Origin of the sequence: Acidithiobacillus ferridurans (genome assembly GCF_003966655.1) — a bacterium.
Classification (GTDB): Bacteria; Pseudomonadota; Gammaproteobacteria; order Acidithiobacillales; family Acidithiobacillaceae; genus Acidithiobacillus; species Acidithiobacillus ferridurans.
Genome location: NZ_AP018795.1, coordinates 879967 through 902815, shown reverse-complemented (window position 1 = coordinate 902815; position 22849 = coordinate 879967). Strand labels below are relative to the sequence as shown.

Sequence of the window (22849 nt, the reverse complement as noted above, 5' to 3'; positions counted from 1 at the left end):
AAAACGCTTCTCATTGGCCGACCCTTTTTTACAAGGGTCGGCCGCACGGCACTATCACTGTGTCAAGCACTTTCGTAGCAAAAATAGAAAAAACCCGGCGGAGCCGGGCTGTATGTCTAAACTTCAGTATCTGGCGATGAATCAACGGAATGAGGTCATAGACAACCACTGCAGTGGGAATGGCGTTGTGCAAACTCCGCACGCTAGTGACGGCCTCACCGCCAAACTCCTCAAACAAGGAAGGAATAAAAATCACATCGGGTTGCAGACTGTAAAAAAACGCATCCAGCATCGCCTCAGCGGCTTTGCGTCTCGCGTCATTGGCCGCATCATGCCCACCGACAGGCCCCGCCACGTCGAAAACCCGAATCGCCTCTGCAGGAAGCAATTCGGCAAAGGCGGCGCGAATCGGTTCGATGGTGTCGCTGTAGGCGGCATTGAGCACGAGCAGGATTTCATGCCCGGTGTGTTGCCGCGCCATTTCTTTGACCAAAGATAGTGTGTAACGGCCAATCCCCCGAAACCGGCTCGCGCTTTGCGCGCCTTGCATGTCGATGACTAACCGCATGAATTATTCTCCGTGTTGCGCGGGTTGTAGTTGGATTTGGCGCATAAAAATGTTGCGTGCGTGTTCGGGTAGGGTCTTGAGCTTCAATCTAAATTCTTCGGAATTCAGCAAGGTGCCTCGCAACGTATCCACTGAAGCGAGCCGAGCATGGTATTTGTAGACATCTTCATTCTCAGGCTCTCGTCCGAGCACTCTTAAAAAAGCTTGGCGGACCGCTTCCATGGACAGGTGTGGGCCGTCATCCTCGGTTTGGGTGGAGAAACGTGTTTGCGCAAGTAATGCCTCCTGCAAAATCGCCAGACGTTCCTCAATAGGTGAAAGACTCGACAGGCTACCCATACTCTCTTTCAAGCTGTCTTGCAGTGACTCCAATCGCTGGTCAATACGAGCAAATCCGTTATCAATTTGAACCAAAGCAGACAACATACTTCTGCCCACCCGGTCACGTCGGTTAAAGAACCCCCAAAACCAGTGATGGGCGCGATGCTCATCAGCAATAAACTTTTTCAAGCCGTTAAGTTCGTCGAGCGGGCGACAATCTGTGGACATGGAAAGTTGTACAATGATATCCGATTTGCTATAGCCCACGGACAAGCGCCCAAGATAATAGCGCAAACCGTGTTCGTCGGGATCACGCATTAGAAGGTTTTCATAGGCCGCCATGATGAACGCACGTCCGTTCAGTGCAAACAATTCATACACATTATTGACCAGCATATACGGAAACCTTTTTTCTCATAATCATGATACTTTTACTCGCTTAATCGCGACACCTGATATAGCTAACCCAAACAATGTCATCCCAGTGAGTGCAAAGAGGGTATAACTTATGTGATAATAACTGGGCACGCCGCTACCAAAGTATCCGTGATGAAAATAATCCACCGCATCGATTAGCGGAAAATACAATAAATAGCTGCGATATGGTTCTGGCACCAAAAATGTGGGTATGAATACCCCGCTGATTGGGAGCATCAGGTAAAGAATGATGTGCGAGGTTTTCTCTATAGTCTCACTCAACTCCGCCAAACCTGCCATAATCAGCACAAACCCAAAAGAAAACCAGATGATAAGCAGGTATCCCAATGCCATTGTCAGGATACTGTCTGGAACGTGGCAAATTCCAACCACAATAAAAATCGGAAATAAAAACAGAAAAACCGCCATACTACTGGAGAACTCCAGAAGGATGCGCGAATAAATGATATCCATTGGCCTGATAGGCTGATGATGCAAAAGGGCACGATTAATATTGATCGCGCCGGTCACGCGCCCTGTTCCGTTTCTCCAGAACAGCAAAGTGGGATAGCTTACTGCGAGATATTCCGCCGGACTGATTCCATAAGGGTATCCAGTCTCTATGAACGAGAAAATAATCATCACCCCCACTACAAACATAGCCGGCTCCGCAATCATCCACAGCATCCCCAGCCCTTCCCGCCCAAAGCGGGTGACGGTTTCCCGCAGCATCAGCGCCCAGATCACCCGCAGTTGCAGGCGGAGCTGAAACCAGAAGCTTTCTTGGCTGGCGTTAGCGCTCATGGTGTTCCTTGACCCCGGCGTAAAGAATGCTCAGCACACCCCAGACCATGAGGGATACAATCAACACGGCTAGAATGTCCTCAAAGCGCTTGGGTTTCTGGGACGCATCGGGTAGGTTCGGACGGCTGATGGTTTCCAGATACAGTTCCTGCTTCTGCGCTGTCACTCTTGCCTGTTCCAGCGAGGTTACCGCGGCCTCCAGCAATTTTTGCGCTAAGAGCTGATTGACCGTGAGGCGTTCGAACTCAATATCCTTGCTGGCCAAGGATTCCTGGTCGCCCGTGACTTTGGCCTGCTCGTTGGTGATTTGTCCCTTCAGTGCGTGAATACTGCTTTTGAGAACGGGTATCTGAGGGTTGGCCGGGGCATGGGCGAGGATGGAGTCCAGTTCGGTCTGCTGGGTGATCAACTGATCCTGCAGTTTGCTGACCATACCCAACTGCAAGCTGCTCTGTGCAGGGGGCTGAATACGCGATGACTGTTCCGATATTCCGCCAGGGCCAGGGTGGCATCGCGCAGGGAGCGCTTGGCCTGTTCCACGTCCTGCTTGGCGTAAAAGACGGCTCGATGCCGGGCCGTCGCGTTGAGTTGATTGACGATATCCTGGCTTTTGGCGAGGAGAAAGTCATTGATCTTTTGGGCATCCTGCGGGGTATAGGCGTTGACCTTGAGTTCACTGATGCCATTGCTGGAGTCCAGCACATCCCCCACCATGGATTGATAGTAGCGCCACAGGCGCACATAGGAGGTGTAGGGGTGAAATATGCCGCCGAAGCGGTTGAAGATGTCGATATGACTGTTGCCGTAGATCTGCTTGAGCGGGTAGGGCTTGTTGACCGCCATCATGCCGTCCCAAGACGAGATGTACGCACTGATGGTCTGGGCGGCGCTGGTGGAGTTGCTGCCCCCAAAGCTGCTGAGCAGGGAGGCGAGTCCGCTGGTGCTTACGCTTTGGTTGGGACTGTAAACGACGAAACGCGCCTCACTTATATATATCGGGGAGGCGATCACGCCAAAATAGAGGGCGGACACGCCTGTGGGTACCAATACCACCCAGATGAACAGTTTGCCGAGATTGCTGATCCTGGTCCGGAGGGCCTTGAGCACGCGCTATTCCTTAATTTTGCGGATGGTTTCAAGTATGAAACTGAAGTTTAGACATACAGCCCGGCTCCGCCGGGTTTTTTCTATTTTTGCTACGAAAGTGCTTGACACAGTGATAGTGCCGTGCGGCCGACCCTTGTAAAAAAGGGTCGGCCAATGAGAAGCGTTTTAGGCTTCTCGGAATCACTGTCATGCCCTTTCATCGTCTCGTTGCCCTCCGCCTCTCGGAGTGGATTTCCTACTTTCTGACGGTCGTGCCGCCCCGCTCGCGGCGCAGTTTTGTGGAGCTGCTTTGCGGTTGCCTGATCTCGCCCGAAGGCTGGGTCACCCGCGCCCTCAGCAGCATCTCCCTCCGCTGCCACTGGACCACCTATTACAAACTCCTGGAGCGTGCGTCCTTGCGTACACAGGCGTTGGCCATAACCCAGGTACGCTGGCTCCTGCAGTCCTTGCCCAAGCCCCTGATCGTCGAGTTAGTCGTCGACGACACGATGGTCCTGCGGCACTCTACCAAGGCCCCAGGCGCGGCCATCCGCTTCGACCACAGTCATAAGCACAACCGCCCCAGTTATGTCCTCGCCCAGAATTGGGTGGGTCTGGCGTTGACCCTGCGTACCCGTTCCGGCAAAGCCATTTCCTTTCCCATCCGCTTGCGCCTGGTGCCCAGTACCGGCAACACCCACAAGCTGAAAATCGCCGGAGCATTGCTGCGCGCCTTTATACCCCACATCCCCGTACCCGTCCGGTTGCTCACCGATGCTTGGTTCATGCGGCGGCGCCTGCTCTTGCCCCTGTTGCGTCAGCACGGCCTGCAGCCGGCAGGCCAGTTCATCGGCCAGGTGCGCAAAGATACTGTACTGCTCCGCGACCCACCGCCGAGGACATCCCAACGCGGGCGTCCTCGGATATATGGAAACAAGTACACCGTGGAAGACATGGCTGCGCTGCCCACCGAGATCGTCTCTCTGGATCTCTATGGGAAACGGCAGAAGGTCCGTCTTCAATCCATCATCGCCAATGCACGATTCCTGAACGGCCATCCGGTCCGTGCCGTATGGAGTGCGATCTACGATGAAAAGCATCATCGGTGGTCTCCCACCCGCCTCTATCTCGCTTCCGAGACGGATCTCACCGCCAGCGAAATCGTCGTCCTCTACAGCAACCGCTGGCAGATCGAACCGATCTTCCACAATCTCAAACGCTGGTGGGGCATCCATAACCTCTGGCAGCAAAAACGCACCGTCTTGGAACGCTGGATGCAAATCCGCTGCATCGCTTGGTCCATGGTGCAACTCCTCGCCGAAACCCTATCCGAAGATTTCCCCATGACTGCAGTAGCGCCCTGGCGTATCGCTACTCCTGTCACCGCAGGACTCATGGCCCAATGGCTTCATCTGCAATTTCTGCGGGTTCCATTCTGGAAGGGCTACGACCCGAAGTCCGGGAAATTCCAGTGCCCCGCCCCCGCCTTTTGGGCCGATACCGATGACCCACCCCGCAAAAAGGTCGCCTGACTCAATCCTGCTCCACATTTACTACGCCATATCGCCACACATAGAAGCTGGCGAGGAGGCTGCATGTCTAAACTTCAGGTATGAAACATTCCATGGCCATAATGCAAGCTAATGATGTGGGTTCATAATGCAGCCGGCGCAAGCCGCGCTTCAGGAGTCCTCGTATGGGCCGATTCTCGTTCTAACGGCCATGCCCGCTTTATTAGCAAATAGTTACAAATCCTGTAATCAGGGTGGCACCGGGTTGCCTGAGGATTGTGTCCAGGGATGAACCGGCTTTTTCGCCCCTTTGCGCCGGGCTGGATTATAGAGTAGATTTATAGCGCTTCGGGTCGCGAAGGGCGGCCTTGTGATGCCTGATGTGCGCGGGTAAATGCGCTTGATCGATGGTTGGGAGGCCGCACGTGGTCATGGTGACGAAAAGTTGGACCATACGCATGGGGGTCCTGGCTGCCCTGCTGCTGGGCCTGGAGGGTTGCGCCGGCTACATGCCGTATTCCGGGCCGCGCGCCGACAGTGTGAAGGATGTCGCCAGCAACAAGACCATGGCGGGGATTCAACTGGTGGACGTGAATTATGCCGTGTCCCGCTACATCAAGAACGAGATCGAACGGCCGCGCCTGGATCTGCTGAAGGACTTCACCAATCCCGACCCGCTCACCTATACCGTCGGCCCCGGCGATACCCTGCAGGTCTACCTCTGGGAGGCGCCGCCGGCCATGCTTTTTACCTCGACGAGCCAGTCCATGAGCAAGCCGTCGGGGTCCATGATGACCGCCATCCCGGAGCAGATGGTGGGGAGCGACGGGGATATCATGATGCCTTTCGCGGGCAAAATTCCTTGTGCCGGCAAAACCCTCAATGAGATTGGCGCCGAGATCCGCAAGCGGCTCAGTCATATGGCCCACGATCCGCAGGTGGTGGTGCGGCTGGTGAACAACCATGCGCAGAGCATTACCGTAGTCGGCAATGTGGCCCGGAGCGCCCTGGTGCCCATGATCCCGGGCGGCGTCAACGTACTCCAGGCCATCGCTGCGGCGGGTGGCGTGAATAGACCCGTCAACAAGGTGACCCTGCAGTTGTCCCGCGCCGGCAAGGTGCTGCAACTGCCGCTGGAGGATGTCATCCGTGATCCGGCCGAGAATGTTTCCTTGCGCGGCGGCGATATTCTGACCGCGCTGTATCAGCCTTTGCATGTGACGGTGATGGGCGCCACCAAGCAGACCAAGGAAGTGGATTTCCAGGCGTCGGGCATCAGTCTGGCGCAAGCCCTGGCGACCGTCGGCGGACTGGATGGCACCCAGGCCGATGCCAAGGCGGTCTTTGTCTTCCGCTTCGAGAAGCCTTCTCTGCTCCCCCACTGGCCAAAACCCGTGCAACTGGCCGCCAACGGTCAGGTGCCGACGGTGTTCCGCTTCGACTTCAGCAATCCGGCCACGCTTTTTGCGGCGCAGACGTTCCCGATCCAGAATCACGATCTGATTTATGTGGCATCTGCGCCTATCACCGATCTGCAGAAATTCCTGGGCTTGATCATACAGGTCGTTTACCCCATTCAGGGTCTGACGACGGCCGGTGTGGTTCCATAGGGGTAACGCGGGGTTCCTTTTGCGGGTTACCCGGTTACGGACATTTTAGGAGATTCGGGCGCGTTTTTCGGGGCGCGACCATAGATATCGTCGAACCGTACAATATCGTCCTCACCTAGATAAGCCCCGCTCTGCACCTCGATCAGCACCAGGTCGATCATGCCGGGGTTTTCCAGGCGATGGCAATGACCAGCCGGGATATAGGTGGATTCGTTGGTCAGGATCAACTTTTCCGTATCGCCGTTGACGATCCGGGCGGTGCCGCGTACCACGATCCAGTGTTCGCTGCGATGGTGGTGCATCTGCAAGGAGAGCTTTTCACCGGGCTTGACGATAATCCGCTTGATTTTGAAACGGTCGCCCTCTTCCAGCGTGGTGTAGGTACCCCAGGGGCGGTGGACGGTGGTGTGAATATCCACGCTATCGTGTTTGCGGGCTTTAAGCCGTTCGACGATGGTTTTGACTTCCTGATCCCGGTGCCGGTCGGCAATCAATAGCGCATCCGGGGTGTCTATGATGAGCACGTCGCGCAGACCGAGTACGGCGGTCAGCCGGTCCGGGCTATGCACGACGCAGCGCTGCGCATCGACGAAGAGGCTGTCGCAGGCGTGGACCTGGTTGCCGTTTTCATCTTCCGGCATCAGTACACCGTAACTCGTCCAGGCGCCGAGGTCGTTCCAGTCGAAGTCGGCGCGCACCACGGCGACGTTGGCGGCCTTTTCCATGACGGCATAGTCGATGGAAATGTCCGGGGCTGCGGCAAATTCCTCACCGAGCTCCCAGGTGTCGCCGTTGCGCTCGGCGGACGCCATCGCGGCGCTGGCGGCGGCGAGGGTCGCGGGTGCATGCTCTTCCAGCGCCTTCAGCAGGCTGCCCGCCTGCATGCAGAACATGCCGGAGTTCCACAGGTGGTCGCCGCTGGCGAGATAGTCTTGGGCGGTTGCCGTGTTTGGTTTTTCGACGAAACGCACGACCTGATGCCCCGCGCCCAGTGATTCGCCCGCCTGAATATAGCCGTAGCCAATTTCCGGCGCGGTGGGGGTCACGCCAAAGGTGACGAGGTAACCTTGCCCGGCCAGGGCTGCCGCGCTCCGTACGGCGGCGCCGAAGCGCGCTTCGTCCGCGATGAGATGGTCCGCCGGCAGGAAGAGGAGAACCGCGTCATCCCGCTCGGTCTCACGCGCCCAGAGGGCCGCTGCGGCCATGGCGGGAGTGGTATTGCGGCCTTTCGGCTCCAGCAGGTAGTGCGCGTCCGGTATCTTGCAATGGTGGGTCTTGGCGCAGGCGGCATAGGCGTCGCGCGTCAGAAAATAGTAGTCGCGGTTGGTGACCGTGAGGATGGGGCCTTTGGCTCCCAGGTTGATGATGCGATGCAGGGTTTTTTGAATGAGGCTTTCGCCGTCCGGCAGCGCGACGAAAGGTTTGGGAAAGGATTTGCGGGAGAGCGGCCACAGGCGGGAACCCGTACCGCCGGACAAAATCACAGGCACTAAACGCATGGTTATCCCCTTTTTGTCTGCCCAAATTTTGCGGATGGTTTCAAGTATGAAACATCCCATGGCCATAATGCAAGCTAATGATGTGAGTTTATAATGCAGCAGGGGCCAGCCGGGCTTCAGGAGGCCTCGTATGGGCCGATTCTCGTTCTAACGGCCATTCACGCTTTATTAGCAAATAGTTACAACTTCTGTAACCTGGGTGGCACCGGGTTGGCTGGGGGTTGTGTCTAGGAATAAACCGGCTTTTTCGCCCTGGTGCGTCGGGCTGGTTAATAGAGTAAATTTATTGCCGTGCGGCTTATTCCTGAGCGACAAGTTCAGGTAATATAGGGGGCACCATGTCATCCACCCCGGAATCATTAAGGAATTGCCGTCATGTCACGAATGGTACAGTGCGTAAAACTCGGCCATGAGGCCGAAGGTCTTGATCGTCCGCCTTATCCTGGCGCCCTTGGCGCGCGAATTTATCAGGAGGTTTCCAAGGAGGCCTGGCAGGGCTGGCTGAAACATCAAACCATGCTCATCAACGAATACCGTCTTTCTCCCATTGATCCCAAGTCACGGACATTTCTGGAAAAACAGATGGAAGCATATTTCTTTGGCGAAGGTGCCCAATCGCCGGAAGGCTATGTGCCGCCGGCACCGCAGGACTCCTGAAGGGCGCCTCCGCGGCGCGCCGCAATGCCTGTCGGCCTCCGACGTCGTTCTCGAACGACAGGGCCAGGGCGCGCCGGAGCTTCTGATATTTAGGAAATCGTCATAAAACCGTCAGATTCTGTCGCCGGAGGGTGACGTAATATTGCCTTTGCAATACGTCGCTTCCTCCTGTTTTCGCTGAAAAACATGCACATAACTATATGGCATGACTTATGCTATTGCCTGATCACTGTCGAAAGACGGCACCGCTGAATGCGGGAACTGGAACCACCTTTTGAGGAGAGATTACCCATGAAGAAAATTATTGCCCTGACGGCTGCCCTGTCCTTCCTGACGGCCACTGCTGCTTTTGCCACCGAAGTCCCTGCCGCTGCCGCAAAGGCCCCGGCAAAGACCATGGAGCATAAAGCCCCTGAGCATAAGGTTATGGAAAAGAAGGCGGTGCACAAGAAGATCGTCAAGAAGGCTCCTGCGCACAAAGTGATGGAGAAGAAGGCTATGGAGAAGAAGCCTGCGGCGAAGAAGCCTGCGGCGTGACTTGTTGAGTTCTGATGTGCAAGCCTGGGGGCCTAACTCCCCAGGCTTTTTTGTTGGATCGGCTGCCCCCTGACGCGGCGGGCGGTGCCCGGATGTCTCGAAGTCCTTGCACTTTCCAGCCCACGATTCTACGCTGAGGCTCTTCATGATCCTTGCCGGAGCTTGCAGGTCCATGGCATTACGCCCGAGTTCCATCTCCAAACTCATCGTCATCGGTTTTAGTCTGGCCATTGTGCCGCTGGTGCTGGTTATCGTCAGTGTAACCTTTTCCATCGCACACTTTGCCGAACAAGGACAGGTGAGCATTTTGCGCGCGGTAGCCATGAGTGATGCCGCCAACCGGATGAATAACGCGGTGCGATCCATGGAACGCTATGGTCTGCAGTATACGGTCCTGCAGGATCAGGCGCTGCTGGTGCTCTATGATCAGAGTTTCGCGGAGTACAAAAAAGCCAGCACCCAGTTTGCCGCCGCTGGGCCTTCTCCCGTGGATCGTCGGCATCTTGAACGGCTGGCGGCTCATCTGACCAGCGCGCGGCAACTATTGCCGCTGGTATCCCTGGGGGGCAACCGCAGTACGCTGGAAAGCGACTTCAGCCTTGCCACCGGTGAGGCGCAACATCTCCAAAGCGACGTGAATGAGGGGATCAGCACCGAAGTGGCCAAACTGGGTACCCGGGCGCTGGCCATCAAGCGTCTGACCATTGCGGAAGTATTGCTGGTGCTGCCACTCTCCATTGCCGTCGCCATCCTGTTTATCGTGTTGATCACCCGTCCCATCCGGCGTCTCGATCAGGCGGTTTCCGGCCTGGGTGACGGCGATCTGGAAACGCCCATAGCCGTGCAGGGTCCGCGGGATATTGCCAGCCTGGGTGACCGTCTGGAGTGGTTGCGTAACCGGCTCAACGCGTTGGAAGCCGCCAAGCTGCATTTCCTGCGGCAGCTTTCCCATGAGCTGAAGACGCCGCTGACGGCCATTCGCGAAGGCGCGGAGTTGCTCCAGGAGGATCTGGGGCATGAACTGGGTGCCGAGCAGCGGGAGATCGTGCACATCGTTCGCGATAACAGCTTGCGTTTGCAGCGCCTGATCGAAGACCTGCTGCGTTTCAGCCTGGCCGAGGGGCCGGTGGGGGCGGGCATGGTGCAGGAAATCTCCCTGACGGTGGTCGTGCAGGACCTGTTGTTGAGCTATAAGCCGAGCCTGCGTAGCAAATCCCTGCACCTGGTCACGGATCTGGCGGAGGTGCGGGTGCCTGGTCATGAAGATCGCTTGCGGACCATTTGCGATAACCTGCTCTCAAATGCCGTGAAATTCTCGCCGCAAAACGCTACCATACGGGTGCATTTGCAGGTACAGGACGAACAGGCGGTTCTCGATGTTCAGGATGAGGGGCCCGGTGTGGCGCCCCAAGAGCGTGAAAAGATTTTTGATATCCTCTACCGGGGCGAGGCCTCCGATGCGGGAAAGATCGAGGGCAGCGGGTTGGGACTGGCCATCGCCAGAGAATATGTACTGAGTTATGGGGGAAGTCTTGAATTGCTGGATAAAGAAACGCCGGGGGCATGGTTCCAGTTGCGCCTGCCCCTTACCGACCATGTCGCTCCCCATGGTGTTCATCGTGCTGACCCTGGCGGGTTGCGCGACCACACCGTTGCCGTCCCCGCCCAATACAGTGACTCTCAAGCCCGGTGAACAGGTGGTACAGACCAGCACCCTGATGGCTTTGCGGGATCAGATTGCGGCGCTGGAAAAGACTGCTCCGGTGACTGCGAGTTGTGTTTCCGAAAAGGCGGAGGCGGAGAGTCTGTCCGGCCAACTGGCCGAAGCCAGGGCGGGTGATCCCGGCTACCAGAAGCTACAGACGCGGGTCAACGAACTGCAAAACCGCCTCTCGCAGTCCCAGCAGCGCGAGGCGGAGTTGCGCAAGAAGCTGAACGAGCTGGTGCAGATCGAAAAAAACGCACGTTTACCCCAGGGGCACTGAACCGAAATGGAAAAGGGCAGAATCTTACTGGTGGATGATGACGCCGATCTCCTGCGTCTGTTGTCCCTGCGCATGAAGGCGGCCGGCTATGTGGTCAGTACCGCGGCCAACGGTAGCGAAGCGTTGTCGGTACTGGCGATGGAGCACCCGTCCCTGGTCATCACCGATCTCAAGATGGATGAGATGGACGGTATGGCGCTGCTGGACGCCATTCGCCGCGACTACCCGACGTTGCCGGTCATCATCCTTACCGCCCACGGTTCCATCCCCGATGCCCTGCTGGCCGCTGACCAGGGTGTCTTTGCCTTCCTCACCAAGCCCTTTGATGGCAAGGACCTGATGGCGCAGGTGGAGCGTGCCTTCAACCTGACGGCGGCGGTTCCCCCTTCTTCGGGCAAGAAGGGCCGGGACTCCAGTTGGGACCGGATCCTCACCCGCAGCCCCAAAATGCAGACGGTGCTGGATCAGGCGCGTCTGGTGGCGGCATCCGATGCCAGCGTCTTCATCCATGGCGCCAGTGGTACCGGTAAGGAACTGCTGGCCCAGGCCATCCATCAGGCGAGTCCGCGCCATAGCCAAGCCTTTATTGCGGTCAACTGCGCGGCCTTTCCCGAACAACTGCTGGAGTCGGAACTCTTCGGGCACAAAAAGGGCGCCTTCACCGGAGCGGCCAGCAGTCATCAGGGCCTGTTCCAGGCGGCGGAGGGCGGCACGCTTTTTCTGGACGAAATTGGCGATATGCCTCTCCCGTTACAGGTCAAGCTGTTGCGCGCCCTGCAGGAACGGATGATTCGTCCGGTCGGCGCCACCGAGAGCATTGCCGTCGACGTGCGGATCATCTCCGCCAGTCACCGGGATTTGGAGCAGGAGATGGCTGCCCGGCGTTTCCGGGATGATCTCTACTATCGCCTTTGCGTGGTGACCCTGGAGCTTCCCGCCCTGGCGGAGCGCCCGGAGGATATCCCGCTGCTGGCCGAGTTTTTCCTGCGGGATGCAGCGGCCAAGAATCGCAAGGACGTTCGCGGGATCGCGCCGGAGGCCATGGAGCTGCTGGTGTCGGCGCCCTGGCCGGGCAATGTCCGGCAGCTCGCCAACGTCATTGAACAGGCGGTGGTGCTGTCCACTACCCCGCGAATCGGGGCGCCCCTGATCCGTCATGCCTTGCGCGACCGGGAAGGGGAGGTCATGCCTCTGGCCGATGCCAAGGGCCGTTTCGAGATGAATTATCTGATCCAGATCATGCGCATGACCCGCGGCAACGTGAGTCAGGCCGCACAACTCGCACAGCGCAACCGCACCGAGTTTTACCGCCTCCTGCACCGCTACCACCTCGATCCCGCCGCCTTCAAGGAACCCGGTGGCGAAGCGGAGGAGGAGTAAGGGGGTGGATGCCGGACCGGTTACATCAGGATGATGTCGTACTGCTCCTGGGTATAGGTCGCCTCCGCCTGCACCTTGATGGGGCGGCCGATAAATTCCTCCAGCGCCGCCAGACTGGTGCTTTCTTCGTCCAACAGCTTGTCCATGACCTGCGGTGAAGCCAGAACCACAAAGCGTTCGGCGGGGTAGGCGCGGGTTTCGCGGACGATCTCGCGGAGGATTTCGTAGCAGATGGTTTCGGCGGTTTTCATGAAGCCGCGGCCGTGGCAATAGGGGCAGGGCTCGCAGAGGGTCTGGCGGAGACTTTCGCGGGTGCGTTTACGGGTCATCTCCACCAGGCCGAGCGAGGATATCTGGGTGATATTGCAGCGGGTGCGGTCACTCTGGATGCTTTTTTCCAGCGCGCGCTGGACCCGGCGTTTATGTTCTTCGTCCTCCATGTCGATGAAGTCGATGATGATCATGCCGCCGATGTTGCGCAGGCGCATCTGCCGGGCGATGGCGGCGGCGGCCTCCAGATTGGTCTTGAAGATGGTCTCTTCCTGATTGCGCCGCCCCACGAAGCCGCCGGTATTGACGTCCACCGTGGTCAGGGCCTCCGTCTGGTCGATGATGAGGTAGGCGCCGGACTTGAGGGTGACCCGGCTTTGCAGGGCGCGCTCTATCTCGTCCTCGACGTTGTAGAGATCGAAGAGCGGACGTTCGCCACTGTAGTGTTCAATGCGGTCGGCCACTTCCGGGATGACGCCCTGACAGAAGGTCAGAGCGGCATCGACCGTTTCCCGTGAATCGATGCGCACCCGCTGGATATTGTCGGACATCACATCGCGCATCACGCGTAAGGCTAGATTGAGGTCGCTGTGAATCTGGCTGGGCGCCGAGCTGCGCTCCAGCCGGGCGCGGATGGAGTCCCACAGGCGCCGGAGAAAATCGATATCTCCGGCGAAGTCGGTTTCCGTCACGCCTTCCGCGAGGGTGCGGATGATATAGCCGCCGCCCTCTTCGGGGGGGATCGCCGATTTGAGCTGCTCCTTGAGACGCATCCGTTCTTCCGCTGATTCGATACGGGTGGAGACGCCGATGCGTGGCACGAAGGGCATGTATACCAGATAACGTCCCGGCAGGGTGATGCGGGTGGAGAGTCGCGCGCCTTTGCTGCCGAGGGGGTCCTTGATGACCTGCACCAGCACTTCCTGTCCTTCGCGGAGCAGGGTGCAGACGTTGCGGACCTCGTGGTGGTGCCCGGCACGGGGCTCGATGTCGGTTTCGCCCTGGATCTCCTCGCTGTCGTCCTGAATATCCGCGGCGTGGAGGAAGGCTGTACGTTCCAGACCCACATCGACGAACGCAGCCTGCATGCCGGGCAGGACGCGGCGGACGACGCCCTTATAGATGTTGCCCACCAGACCGCGGTGGCCGCTACGTTCGACCTGGAGTTCCTGAAGGACGCCGTTGTCCACCAGCGCGACACGGATTTCCTGGGGGGTGACGTTGATCAGCAGTTCTTCGCTCATGGATGTCCTGAGAGGCAAGGGGGGGAGAGGCCGCAAGCGGCAAGCATCTCTGCCGTTTCAAAAAGGGGCAGGCCCATGACGCCGCTGTAGGACCCTTGCAGGCCACTGACAAAGACTGCGCCGATGCCCTGAACCGCATAGGCCCCCGCCTTGTCCACCGGTTCCCCGGTGTCCCAGTAGCTGCGCATCTCCGCGCTGCTGAGGGGGCGCAGGCGGACGGCGCTGCTGCACAGGCGCTGGTCTACACGGCCTCGATGGAGAACGGCGACAGCGGTATGCACCTGATGCCAGACGCCACCGAGCACCGTATACATCCGCACGGCTTCCTCGTAGTCGCTGGGCTTGCCGAAGGTGCGATCACCTAGCGCGACGACCGTGTCTGCCGCCAGGATGACGGCTTCGGGCCTTGCCGTCGCGGCAGCAAGGCCTTTGCTGTGGGCAAGGCGCAGCGCGAGGGTATCCGGACTCTCTCCGGGCCGCGGGGATTCATCCACGTCGGTGGCGATAACCTCTGGCGCATAGCCCAACTGGTGGAGCAGGGCCAGTCGGCGCGGCGAGGCCGAGGCGAGAATCAGGCTGGTCACGGCGCCGGGCTGGCATTCACCAACAGCAGTTCGGCGCTCCCAGCACTGAGGCCGACGCCGGTAGCCAGTGCGAGCACCTGATCGGGAACGCCATCGCGGCGCAGGGCGCGGAGGATGGTTTCGGCACGTTGGGTGGCAACATTGGCACCCAGGGGCTGTGGCGCCACCCGCACCAGTATTTCACTGGCTGTCGTCTGCTTGAGGATGCCGGAAATGGCCTGCAAGCGCTGTTTGCCGCTGGCGGAAAGCTGGTTGTCGCTGCCGAACAGGCTGTCTACCGGCATGGTGACATGCACCCCGTCGCTGGCGGCCCGGACCTGGGCGTATACCGTCAAGGCCTTGACGGAGCCGGGCTGCGCCGCGAGGGGGCTGGCAGATGCGCCTTGCTGCTTGGCGATGCCGGCCAGGCGCTGTTCTTCCGACTGCAACATTTGCTTCTGTTGCTGGATTTCGGCTTGCAGGTGCTGGGTCCGGGCACCGCTCATGGTATTGTTCGCCAGTTGTTCGCGCAGTTTGCCATACTCGGTCTGCAGCGACTGTTGCTGTCGGGTCAACGACTGCACCTGGCGCTGCAGACTGTTGAGCTGGTCTTGTTTTGCAGCCTGCTCCCGCATTTCACGGAGCCCGGCGAGGCGCGCATTAAAAATGGCCTGATCGACCCGGAAGAGCGCGGGGTCGACCTGGTCGCGGGTCATCATCTGCAGGCTGCTGTGCAGGCCGGACAAGGTCGCGGCGGGTATGGGCGGCGCGCCGCGCTGTGCGTCGCGCAGGCGCTGGATCGCCTGCTGCAGCGCCTGCGTGGTGGCGGGATCGGCTGCCGCCATACCGGGCAGCGCAATGAGCAGGACCGCGGCGATGAGGTGACGGACGCGCATCATGGTGCCTCCTGGGCGATCTGCGCTTTGGTGGTGGCGATCTGCTGGCGGGTCGTGGCGATCTGACTCTGCAAATTGGCGATTTGACTTCGCAGGGCCATTTGCCGACTGTTGCTTGGGGCGGTATTGAGGCGGGTCTGGATGTTGTCGAGCAGTACCCTGGCGAGGAGAGTCTGCCGGTCGGCATAGGCGTAGTCGTTCCGTGCCACGGCGTCCCTGGCGGCGTTCAGCGCCTGTCGTACCGGCGCGAGCCGCCGCGCGCTGACCGCAGGGGAGAGGGCGAGGATGCGTTCCCGTCCCGCCTGCACGGCAACGGCGTCGGAGACGCTCTGTTGTGGGCTGACCTGCACCATCTGCGCGCAGGCGCTGAGGCCCAGACTCAGGGCCAGGGCCATCCCCAGGCGGGGATGGAGACTTCGGTTCCATGGCATGTTCACTTCAGCGTCACTCCTCTCCGCCACGATGATAAGGTAATCGGGCCTGAATGCTCCAGGCCCGGTATAATTGTTCGGCCAGCACGACACGCACCACCGGGTGGGCGAGGGTCAGGGGCGACAAGGACCAGCGCCAGTCTGGTTGCAGGGCCGGGTCGAGGCCGTCGGGGCCGCCGACCCACAGAGCGACATCGCGCCCGCCGTGGAACCAGGTGTCGATGCGCTGCGCCAGTGCCTCGCTGTCCAGATTCCTGCCGTCTACTTCCAGTGCGATCCGCTCGGCTCCGGCCGGGGTTGCCGCCAGTATCCGTTCACCTTCCTCGCGCCGCCAGCGGGCCGGGTCCCCGCTGCGCCCGCGTCGTGCCAGCGGCAATCCCCGCCACTCGACGCGCAGTTGCGGCGGCATCCGCGCACTGTATTCGGCGACGCCCGCCTCTACCCAAGCCGGCATTTTGCTGCCGATGGCCAGCACCCAGAGGCGCATCGCGGATCAGTGCCCCTCGCTTTGGCTACGCATCTGCGGAAGTTCTCCCCAGAGCCGCTCCAGTTGGTAAAAATCGCGCACTTCCGGACGCATCACATGGATGACCACATCACCGAGGTCGACCAGCACCCAGTCGCCCACGGTGAGGCCTTCCTTGCCTATGGGTTTTACGCCTTCCTCGCGCATGCGTGCCATCACCGCGTCGGCCAGCGCCCGCAAGTGGCGGTCGGAGGTGCCGGAGGCGATGATGAGATAGTCGGTGATGTCGGTCTGTTTGCGGACATCGATGCTCTTGATGTCGAGCGCCTTGTGTTCATCCAGAACGGAGATGGCCAGGTCGCGAAGGGTTTCTGCTGTCGCCAAGTGTTATGATCCTTTGTTGTCGGGCTATGGGCTCTGGTAGAGCCCTTCGGCGTCAATATAATCCAATACCTCGTCCGGTAACAGAAAGCGCGGGCTCTGATGACCGGCGAGCAGGCTGCGAATACTGCTGGCGGAGATTTCCAGGGCTGTGACCGTATGAAACAGGATACAGCCGGCGGGCGTCTGGCGCAGGGCGCCGACATCTTCGCAACGGCGCTGATAGAGGGCCTGGCGCAGGGCTTCGGGTAATTCGGCGGCAGGCCAGCCCGGGCGCCCGGTAACGACGAGGTGGGTGAGATCGAGAATGTGCTGCCAGTGGTGCCAGGTGTCGAAGCGCAGAAAGGCATCCATGCCGATGACCGTGGCGAGTACCGCATCCGGGCGTTGCCGACGCAGGGCGGTGAGGGTATCCACGGTGTAGGACGGCCCCTCCCGCTCCACTTCCCAGGAACTGACCGTGAATTGCGGATGGTGCGCGACGGCGATGCGGGTCATGGCCAGACGGTGGCGGGCGTCGGCCCAGGGGCTTTGGCGGTGGGGCGGGTGCCCCGCCGGGATCAGCATCACCTGTGCAATGCCGAGGGCCTGCCGCACCTCCTCCACGGCGCGCAGGTGCCCATAATGGATGGGGTCGAAGGTGCCGCCGAGGATGACCAGATCATCATGTGTGGAACTGTGCATTAGTGGAATATAACCAAGGGCCGCCTGCGGGGGAAGTCGTCCGGCAGAACCGGCGGAGATCAGGGGGTGCAGCCCTCCGCGCTGACATCGCCACGGAGCGAGTGAATGAGCGCGGGCAGTCCGCGCACGGCGATGCCATGGACCAGCACCATCCTCTTCTTCCGGCAGAAAAGCAGGGTCGGCGTCGCTTCTTCACCGCTGGACTGAAGCAAGGCGGTGTTGGCATGGACCGCCTTCATATCTTCGGCGGGAATCTGCGCCAGGGGCCGGGTGCCACCCTCCTCGGTGCTTTTGTCAAAACCCATCTCGTTTTCCGCCCATGCCGCCGCCGGGTCGGGGGCGGCGAGAATCGTGGCTGCCTTGGCGGCGCTGGAATCTTTCAGAAAACCGACGGGGATCAGTTTTACCCGGAGTTGACCGTCGGCGACGGGTTTTTGCAATGCCTCCCAGAGCAGATGGCAGTAGATGCAGTTGGGGTCGGCAAACACCACCATGAGTGGCCCCGCGTGACCGATCGTGAAGCCCGGTGCCTGCATGGCCGCCGGGGCAATCTGTCCGGCGGGGACCTTTCGGGGTTGGGGCAGATACTTTTCCGTGGCCGCCTGGGTGATATCCTGGCCCTTATCATTCACCACCGGGCCGAGCAGGAGGTAGCGATTGGACAACATCCAGAGTATCCCCTGCTGATGCTGGCTGTTTTCGGCGATGATGCCGGTGAGTTTTTGGGTGGGGCCCGGAAAGACCTTCACCACATGGGCCTTGCCGTGGAAGTTGTCTTGCACCAGATGCTCCGCGGATTGAAGATTCGGGCTGGTGGCGCACCCGGCGAGCAGCAGCGGGCCGAAGAACAATGCGCCCAAAGCCGCCCCTGCGGACTTTCCGAATCCTACGCGCGCCTTTTTTCCACCGCTCCGATCTTCCGTTTCCATGGCCCTTCCCCAGAATTTTGCAGGACGAATTTCATTGAAGCGTGGATACTAGCAAATGTGCCGGAGTCTGGCACATCGTCTGCCGACGGTTGGTCTGGCGGAGCTTTGCGGCTATGCTTTGGACAGGGTCCGTTCACATGGAGTACAGGTCATGGCGTTGACGATTCCCGCCCCCGACCGCGAGGATGCCGCTGCCGATACGCCGGGTGTGGCGGTATTGGCGGCGGGGTGCTTCTGGTGCGTGGAGGCGGTGTATCTGGGCCTCGCGGGAGTGACGCGGGTCGTGTCCGGTTATACGGGCGGCGCGGCGGAAACGGCCAATTACCGGGCGGTATGCACGGGGACGACCGGCCACGCCGAGGCGGTAGAGATTCACTACGACCCGGCGTTGCTGTCGTTTGGCCGGCTGTTACAGGTCTTTTTTGCGGTGGCCCACGATCCGACGCAGCACGATCGGCAGGGGAATGATGTGGGGACGCAATACCGGTCCGCGATATTCACCCTGAATGACGCTCAGACGGTGCTGGCGCGGGACTATGTGGCGCAGCTTGATCAGGCGAAGGTTTTTGCCGGACCCATCGCCACCGAAATCACGCCCCTGACGCATTTTTATCCGGCGGAAGACGATCACCAGGATTATGCCCGCCAGCATCCGAATCAGCCCTATATATGTGCGGTGGCGCTGCCGAAAGTGGAAAAACTGCGCACGCGCTTTCCGCAATGGTTGCGCGAGAATCAACGGAGGTGATGACGATGATCCGTTCATCCGCAGGTTTTGATCTGACCCCCATCGATGCCGGGAAGCGCGCAGAAATGGCGCAAGGATTGTCTGCCGAGGTGCGCCATGTCCTGTTTGAACATGGCACGGAGCCGCCCTTCTGCGGTGGGCTGCTGCACGAACAGGGCGACGGGACTTTCGTTTGTGCTTTGTGTGGGTTGCCGTTGTTTCGCTCGGCAGCCAAGTTTGAGTCGGGGACGGGCTGGCCGAGTTTTTGGGAGCCTTTTGCACCCGACCATATCCATGAGATCCGCGATGCCAGTCATGGCATGGTACGCACGGAAATCCGCTGCGCGCGTTGCGACAGCCACCTGGGGCATGTGTTTTCCGATGGTCCGGCCCCGACGGGGCGGCGTTACTGTTTGAATTCGGCGGCGCTGCGCTTTCAAAGGGCCACCTAGCAGGACCCTGCGGCATCCTGGTTTCCGTCGTCGACGGGGTTGTTGCTGGCGAAGAGCGGGGCGTGTTACCGGACAGGGGGAGCATGAATATGGATACACGCCCTGCGGCGCAAGCGGACGTCCGTCCATTTACGGGACTTGACGGCGCAACCGCGGCCCGGCGCCTTGCCGAAGATGGCCCGAACCTTCTGCCCGGAAGCACGCCAAAAACGCTGCTGGCCATCGTGCTCGGTGTCCTGGCCGAGCCGATGTTCGTGATGTTGCTGGTGGCTGGCGGCATCTATCTGCTGCTGGGCGACCATGCCGAAGCGCTGTTTCTGCTGGCCTTCGTGTTCGTGGTCATCGGCATTTCCCTGGCCCAGGAGCGCAAGACCCAGCGCGCGCTGGAGTCGTTGCGCGATCTCTCCGCGCCGCGGGCGCTGGTGATCCGCGACGGTCGGGAGTTGCGGATCGCCGGGCGCGAGGTGGTGCGCGGCGATCTCCTGGTCCTGCATGAGGGGGATCGCATCGCCGCCGATGCGCAACTGGTGCAGGGCCAGCTCACGGTGGACGAGTCGCTGCTCACTGGGGAGGCGGTGCCGGTGGACAAGCTCCCCAATCCGGAGTTCGGCGCGCTGGCCACGTCGGGCGGTGCTGACGGCGCTGCGCTGTTCGCCAGCACCGTGGTCACCAGGGGGGTGGGCCTTGCGGTGGTGCAGGCTACGGGGATCGCAACCGCCGTCGGCCGCATCGGTCAGGCGCTGGCAACAACGCAAGAGGCGACCTCCGGCCTGCAACAGTCCTCGCGCACCCTCATCCGTAATCTGACGGCGATCGCGCTGTTGCTGGCGCTGTCGCTGGTTCTGGTGGCTTGGTTGTGGGATGGCCGCGCGTTGCTGGAAAGCCTGCTGTCCGGTATCGCCCTGGCGATGGCCATCCTGCCCGAGGAAATTCCGGTCATTCTCACCGTGTTCCTGGCGCTGGGCGCCTGGCGTATCGCCAAAGCCAGGGTACTCACCAGACGCGTGCCGGCGGTGGAAGCGTTGGGTGCGATCACCGTGCTGGCGGTGGACAAGACCGGCACGCTGACGCAGAACCGCATGCAGGTGGCGGAACTTGCGGTGGGCGACGCCGTATTCGTGGTGGCCCAACCCGATCTCCCAGAGACCTTCCATACCCTGGTCGAGTTTGCGATGCTGGCCACTCCCATCGATCCCTTCGACCCGATGGAAAAGGCCATCCAGGTATTCGGCCATGGGCGTTTGGCCGGGACCGAACATGTCCATGACGACCGTCAGCCTGAGTTTCAGTATGAATTATCCCCCGACATTCTGGCGATGACCCGGGTGTTTTCCGGTGCGCGACCCGATGCGCATCTGCTGGCGACCAAAGGCGCGCCTGAAGCCGTGGCCGATTTGTGCCACTTGTCCGCGGCGGACAGGTTGGCGATCCAGCAGCGGGTGGAAGCCATGGCCGCACGAGGTCTGCGCGTGCTGGGCGTGGCCAGGGGCCTGTGGGAGGCTGGCAACCCCGATACTCCCTGGCCCAAAACCCAGCACGATTTCGATTTCCGATTTCTTGGCCTGGTAGGCTTTTTCGATCCGCCACGTCCCGACGTTCCCGCCGCTGTTGCCGAATGCCGCGACGCTGGTATACGGGTGTTGATGCTCACGGGCGATCATCCTGCCACAGCGCGCGCGATCGCCGGGCAGGTGGGGTTGTCCGAGCGTGCCGAGGTCATTACCGGCCCCGAAATCGCCGCACTGGATGACGAGGCGCTACGTCTGCGCTTGAAACAGGTCGATCTGTGCGCCCGCCTGTTGCCTGAACAGAAGCTGCGTCTGGTGCGGGCACTGCAACAGGCCGGCGAGGTGGTCGCCATGACCGGTGACGGCGTCAACGATGCCCCGGCGCTGAAGGCCGCCGATGTCGGCATCGCCATGGGCGAACATGGCACCGATGTGGCGCGGGAGGCTGCGGCGCTGGTGCTGCTGGACGATAGCTTTGCCAGCATCGTCGGTGCCATCCGCAGTGGACGGCGCATCTACGACAACATCACCAAAGCTACACGCTTCGTGTTTGCGGTGCATATGCCCATCGTCGCGTTGGCGCTGCTTCCGGCGCTTTTGCGCTGGCCGGTATTATTGCTGCCGGTGCATATCGTGCTGCTGGAGCTGCTCATCGATCCTGCCTGTTCCATCGTATTCGAGGCCGAACCCGCAGCCGCCGACATCATGCATCGGCCGCCGCGTTCCCTCCATGCCAATCCATTTGCCGCGGGTAACATCGGTTTTGCCTTGACCCAAGGCCTGGGGATTGCGGCCATTCTTCTGGCGGGATCGGCATGGTTGCAACACCTGGGTTGGGCCGAAAAAGACGTTCGTATCAGCATATTCAGTGCCTTGGTGTTTGCACTGTTTCTGTTGATCCTCGCCAACCGCGACCTCACGCGTCCGGCTCTGCGTAATCTGAGTGGCAACAATTCTTTGCTGGCGCCCATGTTCGCGGGAGTGGGCGCGGTGCTCGTCGCGGTCCTGGCGATTCCTTTCACGCGCGGTGTGATGGGTTTCGCCGCCATCGGCATGCCGCCACTGCTGATCGCCGGCGGGCTGGTAGTGCTCTGCGTTCTGTGGCTGCAAACCGTGCGCTGGACAAACAATCGACGGTTGCACTGGACGCAAAAGTAAGGCCATTCGATAGCTTGACTTTCTATCTGATTAACCGGTTAATTGTGTCATGATTGGCGTATGGGTCATGCATGTCACGGAATGCTTTATTAGCAGGAAGTATTACGGATTGGTGTCGCAAACCTTTTTGGAGAGAAAATCATGAACAAGCTGAGGCAGGTAAGGCGACTGGTTTATATGGCGCTTTTTGTTTTTGTGAGCGCTTCCATGCTTTCCGGATGCATAATAGCTCCCCCGTATGGCGGCTATTATGGGGGTTATGGCGGCTATTATGGAGGAAGGGGAGAAGGCGGGTGGCATCATGGTGAAGATCACTGATTGCAACGGTCCGATGTCAATGCATCCATGATGGCTGTCAAATATTATTGCCGTATATGTTTGGTATAGGTGAAATCATATGAGAAAAAAACTGGCTATGATGCCGTTGGTCATCCTCGGGCTGACGTTTTCCGTTGCCCAGGATGGATTTGCTGACCAGAGGGGCTATGCGGATCATTACTATATGAAGTATCCGGCTTACTATGGCCCACGGGAGGACCACTACAGGTATCGGGATGAGCGTAGATATCGGGATCACGAGTGGCACCGGGAAAATCGGCGGCAGGAATACCGGCATCGGGACTATCACCGTGCCGATCACTAGGAATTTCCGGAGAGGTCACGCGGGCCGCTAAAGGTACGGAGCGTAAATCCCGAGAACTAATGCTACCCGGTAACCCCGGAAGCGCGTACCCCTGGAGTATTCCAGGAGCTGCCTTCCGGGGC

At 59.9% G+C, this 22849-nt stretch carries 25 protein-coding genes; 11 read left to right on the top strand and 14 right to left on the bottom strand.

The window, feature by feature from the left end:
• Positions 1 to 28: 28 nt before the first annotated feature.
• The 5 genes from AFERRID_RS04565 to AFERRID_RS15480 are packed head-to-tail and all read right to left on the bottom strand — an operon-like array spanning position 29 to position 3217.
• Entirely contained in the window at positions 29 to 568 is a 540-nt protein-coding gene (locus AFERRID_RS04565; protein ID WP_126604456.1) for a glycosyltransferase family protein, read from the bottom strand.
• Between the two features lie 3 nt (positions 569 to 571).
• Positions 572 to 1285 carry a DUF4214 domain-containing protein gene (locus AFERRID_RS04560; protein ID WP_126604455.1) on the bottom strand — a complete coding sequence of 238 codons (714 nt, stop codon included), beginning with the start codon at positions 1283 to 1285 and terminating at the stop codon, positions 572 to 574.
• A gap of 24 nt (positions 1286 to 1309) precedes the next feature.
• Entirely contained in the window at positions 1310 to 2110 is an 801-nt protein-coding gene (locus AFERRID_RS04555; protein ID WP_126604454.1) for an ABC transporter permease, read from the bottom strand.
• Complete coding sequence (locus AFERRID_RS15485; RefSeq protein WP_232027789.1) at positions 2100 to 2543, bottom strand: hypothetical protein; 444 nt, start codon at positions 2541 to 2543, stop codon at positions 2100 to 2102. The genes AFERRID_RS04555 and AFERRID_RS15485 overlap by 11 nt, the downstream gene beginning before the upstream one ends.
• Positions 2516 to 3217: a hypothetical protein gene (locus tag AFERRID_RS15480; protein WP_232027787.1), complete on the bottom strand. Its 702-nt coding sequence runs from the start codon at positions 3215 to 3217 to the stop codon at positions 2516 to 2518. Before AFERRID_RS15480 ends, AFERRID_RS15485 begins: the two co-directional genes overlap by 28 nt.
• 188 nt (positions 3218 to 3405) lie before the next feature.
• Here AFERRID_RS15480 and AFERRID_RS04545 point away from each other — a divergent pair, with 188 nt between their 5' ends.
• Positions 3406 to 4728, top strand: coding sequence for an IS701 family transposase (locus tag AFERRID_RS04545; protein ID WP_070807692.1), 1323 nt, complete (start codon positions 3406 to 3408; stop codon positions 4726 to 4728).
• Positions 4729 to 5138: 410 nt separating this feature from the next.
• The gene (locus AFERRID_RS04540) at positions 5139 to 6317 is read left to right on the top strand and encodes a polysaccharide biosynthesis/export family protein (RefSeq protein WP_126604453.1); all 1179 of its coding nucleotides are present in this window, start codon (positions 5139 to 5141) and stop codon (positions 6315 to 6317) included.
• Positions 6318 to 6343: 26 nt separating this feature from the next.
• On the opposite strand, the gene AFERRID_RS04535 is transcribed toward AFERRID_RS04540, so the two are convergent.
• A complete protein-coding gene (locus tag AFERRID_RS04535; RefSeq protein ID WP_126604452.1) occupies positions 6344 to 7816 on the bottom strand; it encodes a mannose-1-phosphate guanylyltransferase/mannose-6-phosphate isomerase in 1473 nt (490 codons plus the stop codon).
• Between the two features lie 375 nt (positions 7817 to 8191).
• Between AFERRID_RS04535 and AFERRID_RS04530 the strand changes: the two genes are divergently transcribed.
• The 5 genes from AFERRID_RS04530 (at position 8192) to AFERRID_RS04510 (ending at position 12375) form a co-directional block, all read left to right on the top strand.
• Positions 8192 to 8473 carry an oxidative damage protection protein gene (locus AFERRID_RS04530; protein WP_126604451.1) on the top strand — a complete coding sequence of 94 codons (282 nt, stop codon included), beginning with the start codon at positions 8192 to 8194 and terminating at the stop codon, positions 8471 to 8473.
• 291 nt (positions 8474 to 8764) lie between these two features.
• A complete protein-coding gene (locus tag AFERRID_RS04525) occupies positions 8765 to 9010 on the top strand; it encodes a hypothetical protein (protein ID WP_126604450.1) in 246 nt (81 codons plus the stop codon).
• Between the two features lie 172 nt (positions 9011 to 9182).
• The gene (locus tag AFERRID_RS04520) at positions 9183 to 10703 is read left to right on the top strand and encodes a HAMP domain-containing sensor histidine kinase (protein WP_126604449.1); all 1521 of its coding nucleotides are present in this window, start codon (positions 9183 to 9185) and stop codon (positions 10701 to 10703) included.
• 4 nt (positions 10704 to 10707) lie between these two features.
• Complete coding sequence (locus AFERRID_RS04515) at positions 10708 to 10995, top strand: hypothetical protein (protein ID WP_225981852.1); 288 nt, start codon at positions 10708 to 10710, stop codon at positions 10993 to 10995.
• A gap of 6 nt (positions 10996 to 11001) precedes the next feature.
• On the top strand, positions 11002 to 12375 hold the full coding sequence (locus AFERRID_RS04510; protein WP_126604448.1) for a sigma 54-interacting transcriptional regulator: 1374 nt from the start codon (positions 11002 to 11004) through the stop codon (positions 12373 to 12375).
• A 20-nt stretch (positions 12376 to 12395) separates the two neighbouring features.
• On the opposite strand, the gene rng is transcribed toward AFERRID_RS04510, so the two are convergent.
• From rng to AFERRID_RS04470, 8 genes are read right to left on the bottom strand one after another with little or no spacing between them, the layout of a single operon-like run.
• Entirely contained in the window at positions 12396 to 13889 is a 1494-nt protein-coding gene (gene rng / locus AFERRID_RS04505; RefSeq protein WP_126604447.1) for a ribonuclease G, read from the bottom strand.
• Positions 13886 to 14473, bottom strand: a complete 588-nt coding sequence (locus tag AFERRID_RS04500) for a Maf family protein (RefSeq protein ID WP_126604446.1) — start codon at positions 14471 to 14473, stop codon at positions 13886 to 13888. The genes rng and AFERRID_RS04500 overlap by 4 nt, the downstream gene beginning before the upstream one ends.
• Positions 14470 to 15351 carry a hypothetical protein gene (locus tag AFERRID_RS04495; RefSeq protein WP_126604445.1) on the bottom strand — a complete coding sequence of 294 codons (882 nt, stop codon included), beginning with the start codon at positions 15349 to 15351 and terminating at the stop codon, positions 14470 to 14472. Before AFERRID_RS04495 ends, AFERRID_RS04500 begins: the two co-directional genes overlap by 4 nt.
• Positions 15348 to 15779, bottom strand: a complete 432-nt coding sequence (locus AFERRID_RS04490) for a DUF4398 domain-containing protein (protein ID WP_126605672.1) — start codon at positions 15777 to 15779, stop codon at positions 15348 to 15350. Before AFERRID_RS04490 ends, AFERRID_RS04495 begins: the two co-directional genes overlap by 4 nt.
• A gap of 13 nt (positions 15780 to 15792) precedes the next feature.
• Positions 15793 to 16266: a 23S rRNA (pseudouridine(1915)-N(3))-methyltransferase RlmH gene (gene rlmH / locus AFERRID_RS04485; RefSeq protein WP_126604444.1), complete on the bottom strand. Its 474-nt coding sequence runs from the start codon at positions 16264 to 16266 to the stop codon at positions 15793 to 15795.
• Between the two features lie 6 nt (positions 16267 to 16272).
• Positions 16273 to 16629, bottom strand: coding sequence for a ribosome silencing factor (gene rsfS, locus AFERRID_RS04480; RefSeq protein ID WP_113527497.1), 357 nt, complete (start codon positions 16627 to 16629; stop codon positions 16273 to 16275).
• A 24-nt stretch (positions 16630 to 16653) separates the two neighbouring features.
• Positions 16654 to 17310 carry a nicotinate-nucleotide adenylyltransferase gene (nadD, locus tag AFERRID_RS04475; RefSeq protein ID WP_126604443.1) on the bottom strand — a complete coding sequence of 219 codons (657 nt, stop codon included), beginning with the start codon at positions 17308 to 17310 and terminating at the stop codon, positions 16654 to 16656.
• Between the two features lie 59 nt (positions 17311 to 17369).
• A complete protein-coding gene (locus AFERRID_RS04470; RefSeq protein WP_126604442.1) occupies positions 17370 to 18239 on the bottom strand; it encodes a thioredoxin fold domain-containing protein in 870 nt (289 codons plus the stop codon).
• 151 nt (positions 18240 to 18390) lie between these two features.
• Here AFERRID_RS04470 and msrA point away from each other — a divergent pair, with 151 nt between their 5' ends.
• From msrA to AFERRID_RS04450, 4 genes are all read left to right on the top strand, one after another.
• Complete coding sequence (gene msrA, locus AFERRID_RS04465) at positions 18391 to 18987, top strand: peptide-methionine (S)-S-oxide reductase MsrA (RefSeq protein WP_126604441.1); 597 nt, start codon at positions 18391 to 18393, stop codon at positions 18985 to 18987.
• A 5-nt stretch (positions 18988 to 18992) separates the two neighbouring features.
• Positions 18993 to 19418 carry a peptide-methionine (R)-S-oxide reductase MsrB gene (gene msrB / locus AFERRID_RS04460; RefSeq protein ID WP_126604440.1) on the top strand — a complete coding sequence of 142 codons (426 nt, stop codon included), beginning with the start codon at positions 18993 to 18995 and terminating at the stop codon, positions 19416 to 19418.
• Positions 19419 to 19507: 89 nt separating this feature from the next.
• Complete coding sequence (locus tag AFERRID_RS04455) at positions 19508 to 22084, top strand: cation-translocating P-type ATPase (protein WP_126604439.1); 2577 nt, start codon at positions 19508 to 19510, stop codon at positions 22082 to 22084.
• A gap of 397 nt (positions 22085 to 22481) precedes the next feature.
• On the top strand, positions 22482 to 22727 hold the full coding sequence (locus tag AFERRID_RS04450; RefSeq protein WP_126604438.1) for a hypothetical protein: 246 nt from the start codon (positions 22482 to 22484) through the stop codon (positions 22725 to 22727).
• Positions 22728 to 22849: the final 122 nt, after the last annotated feature.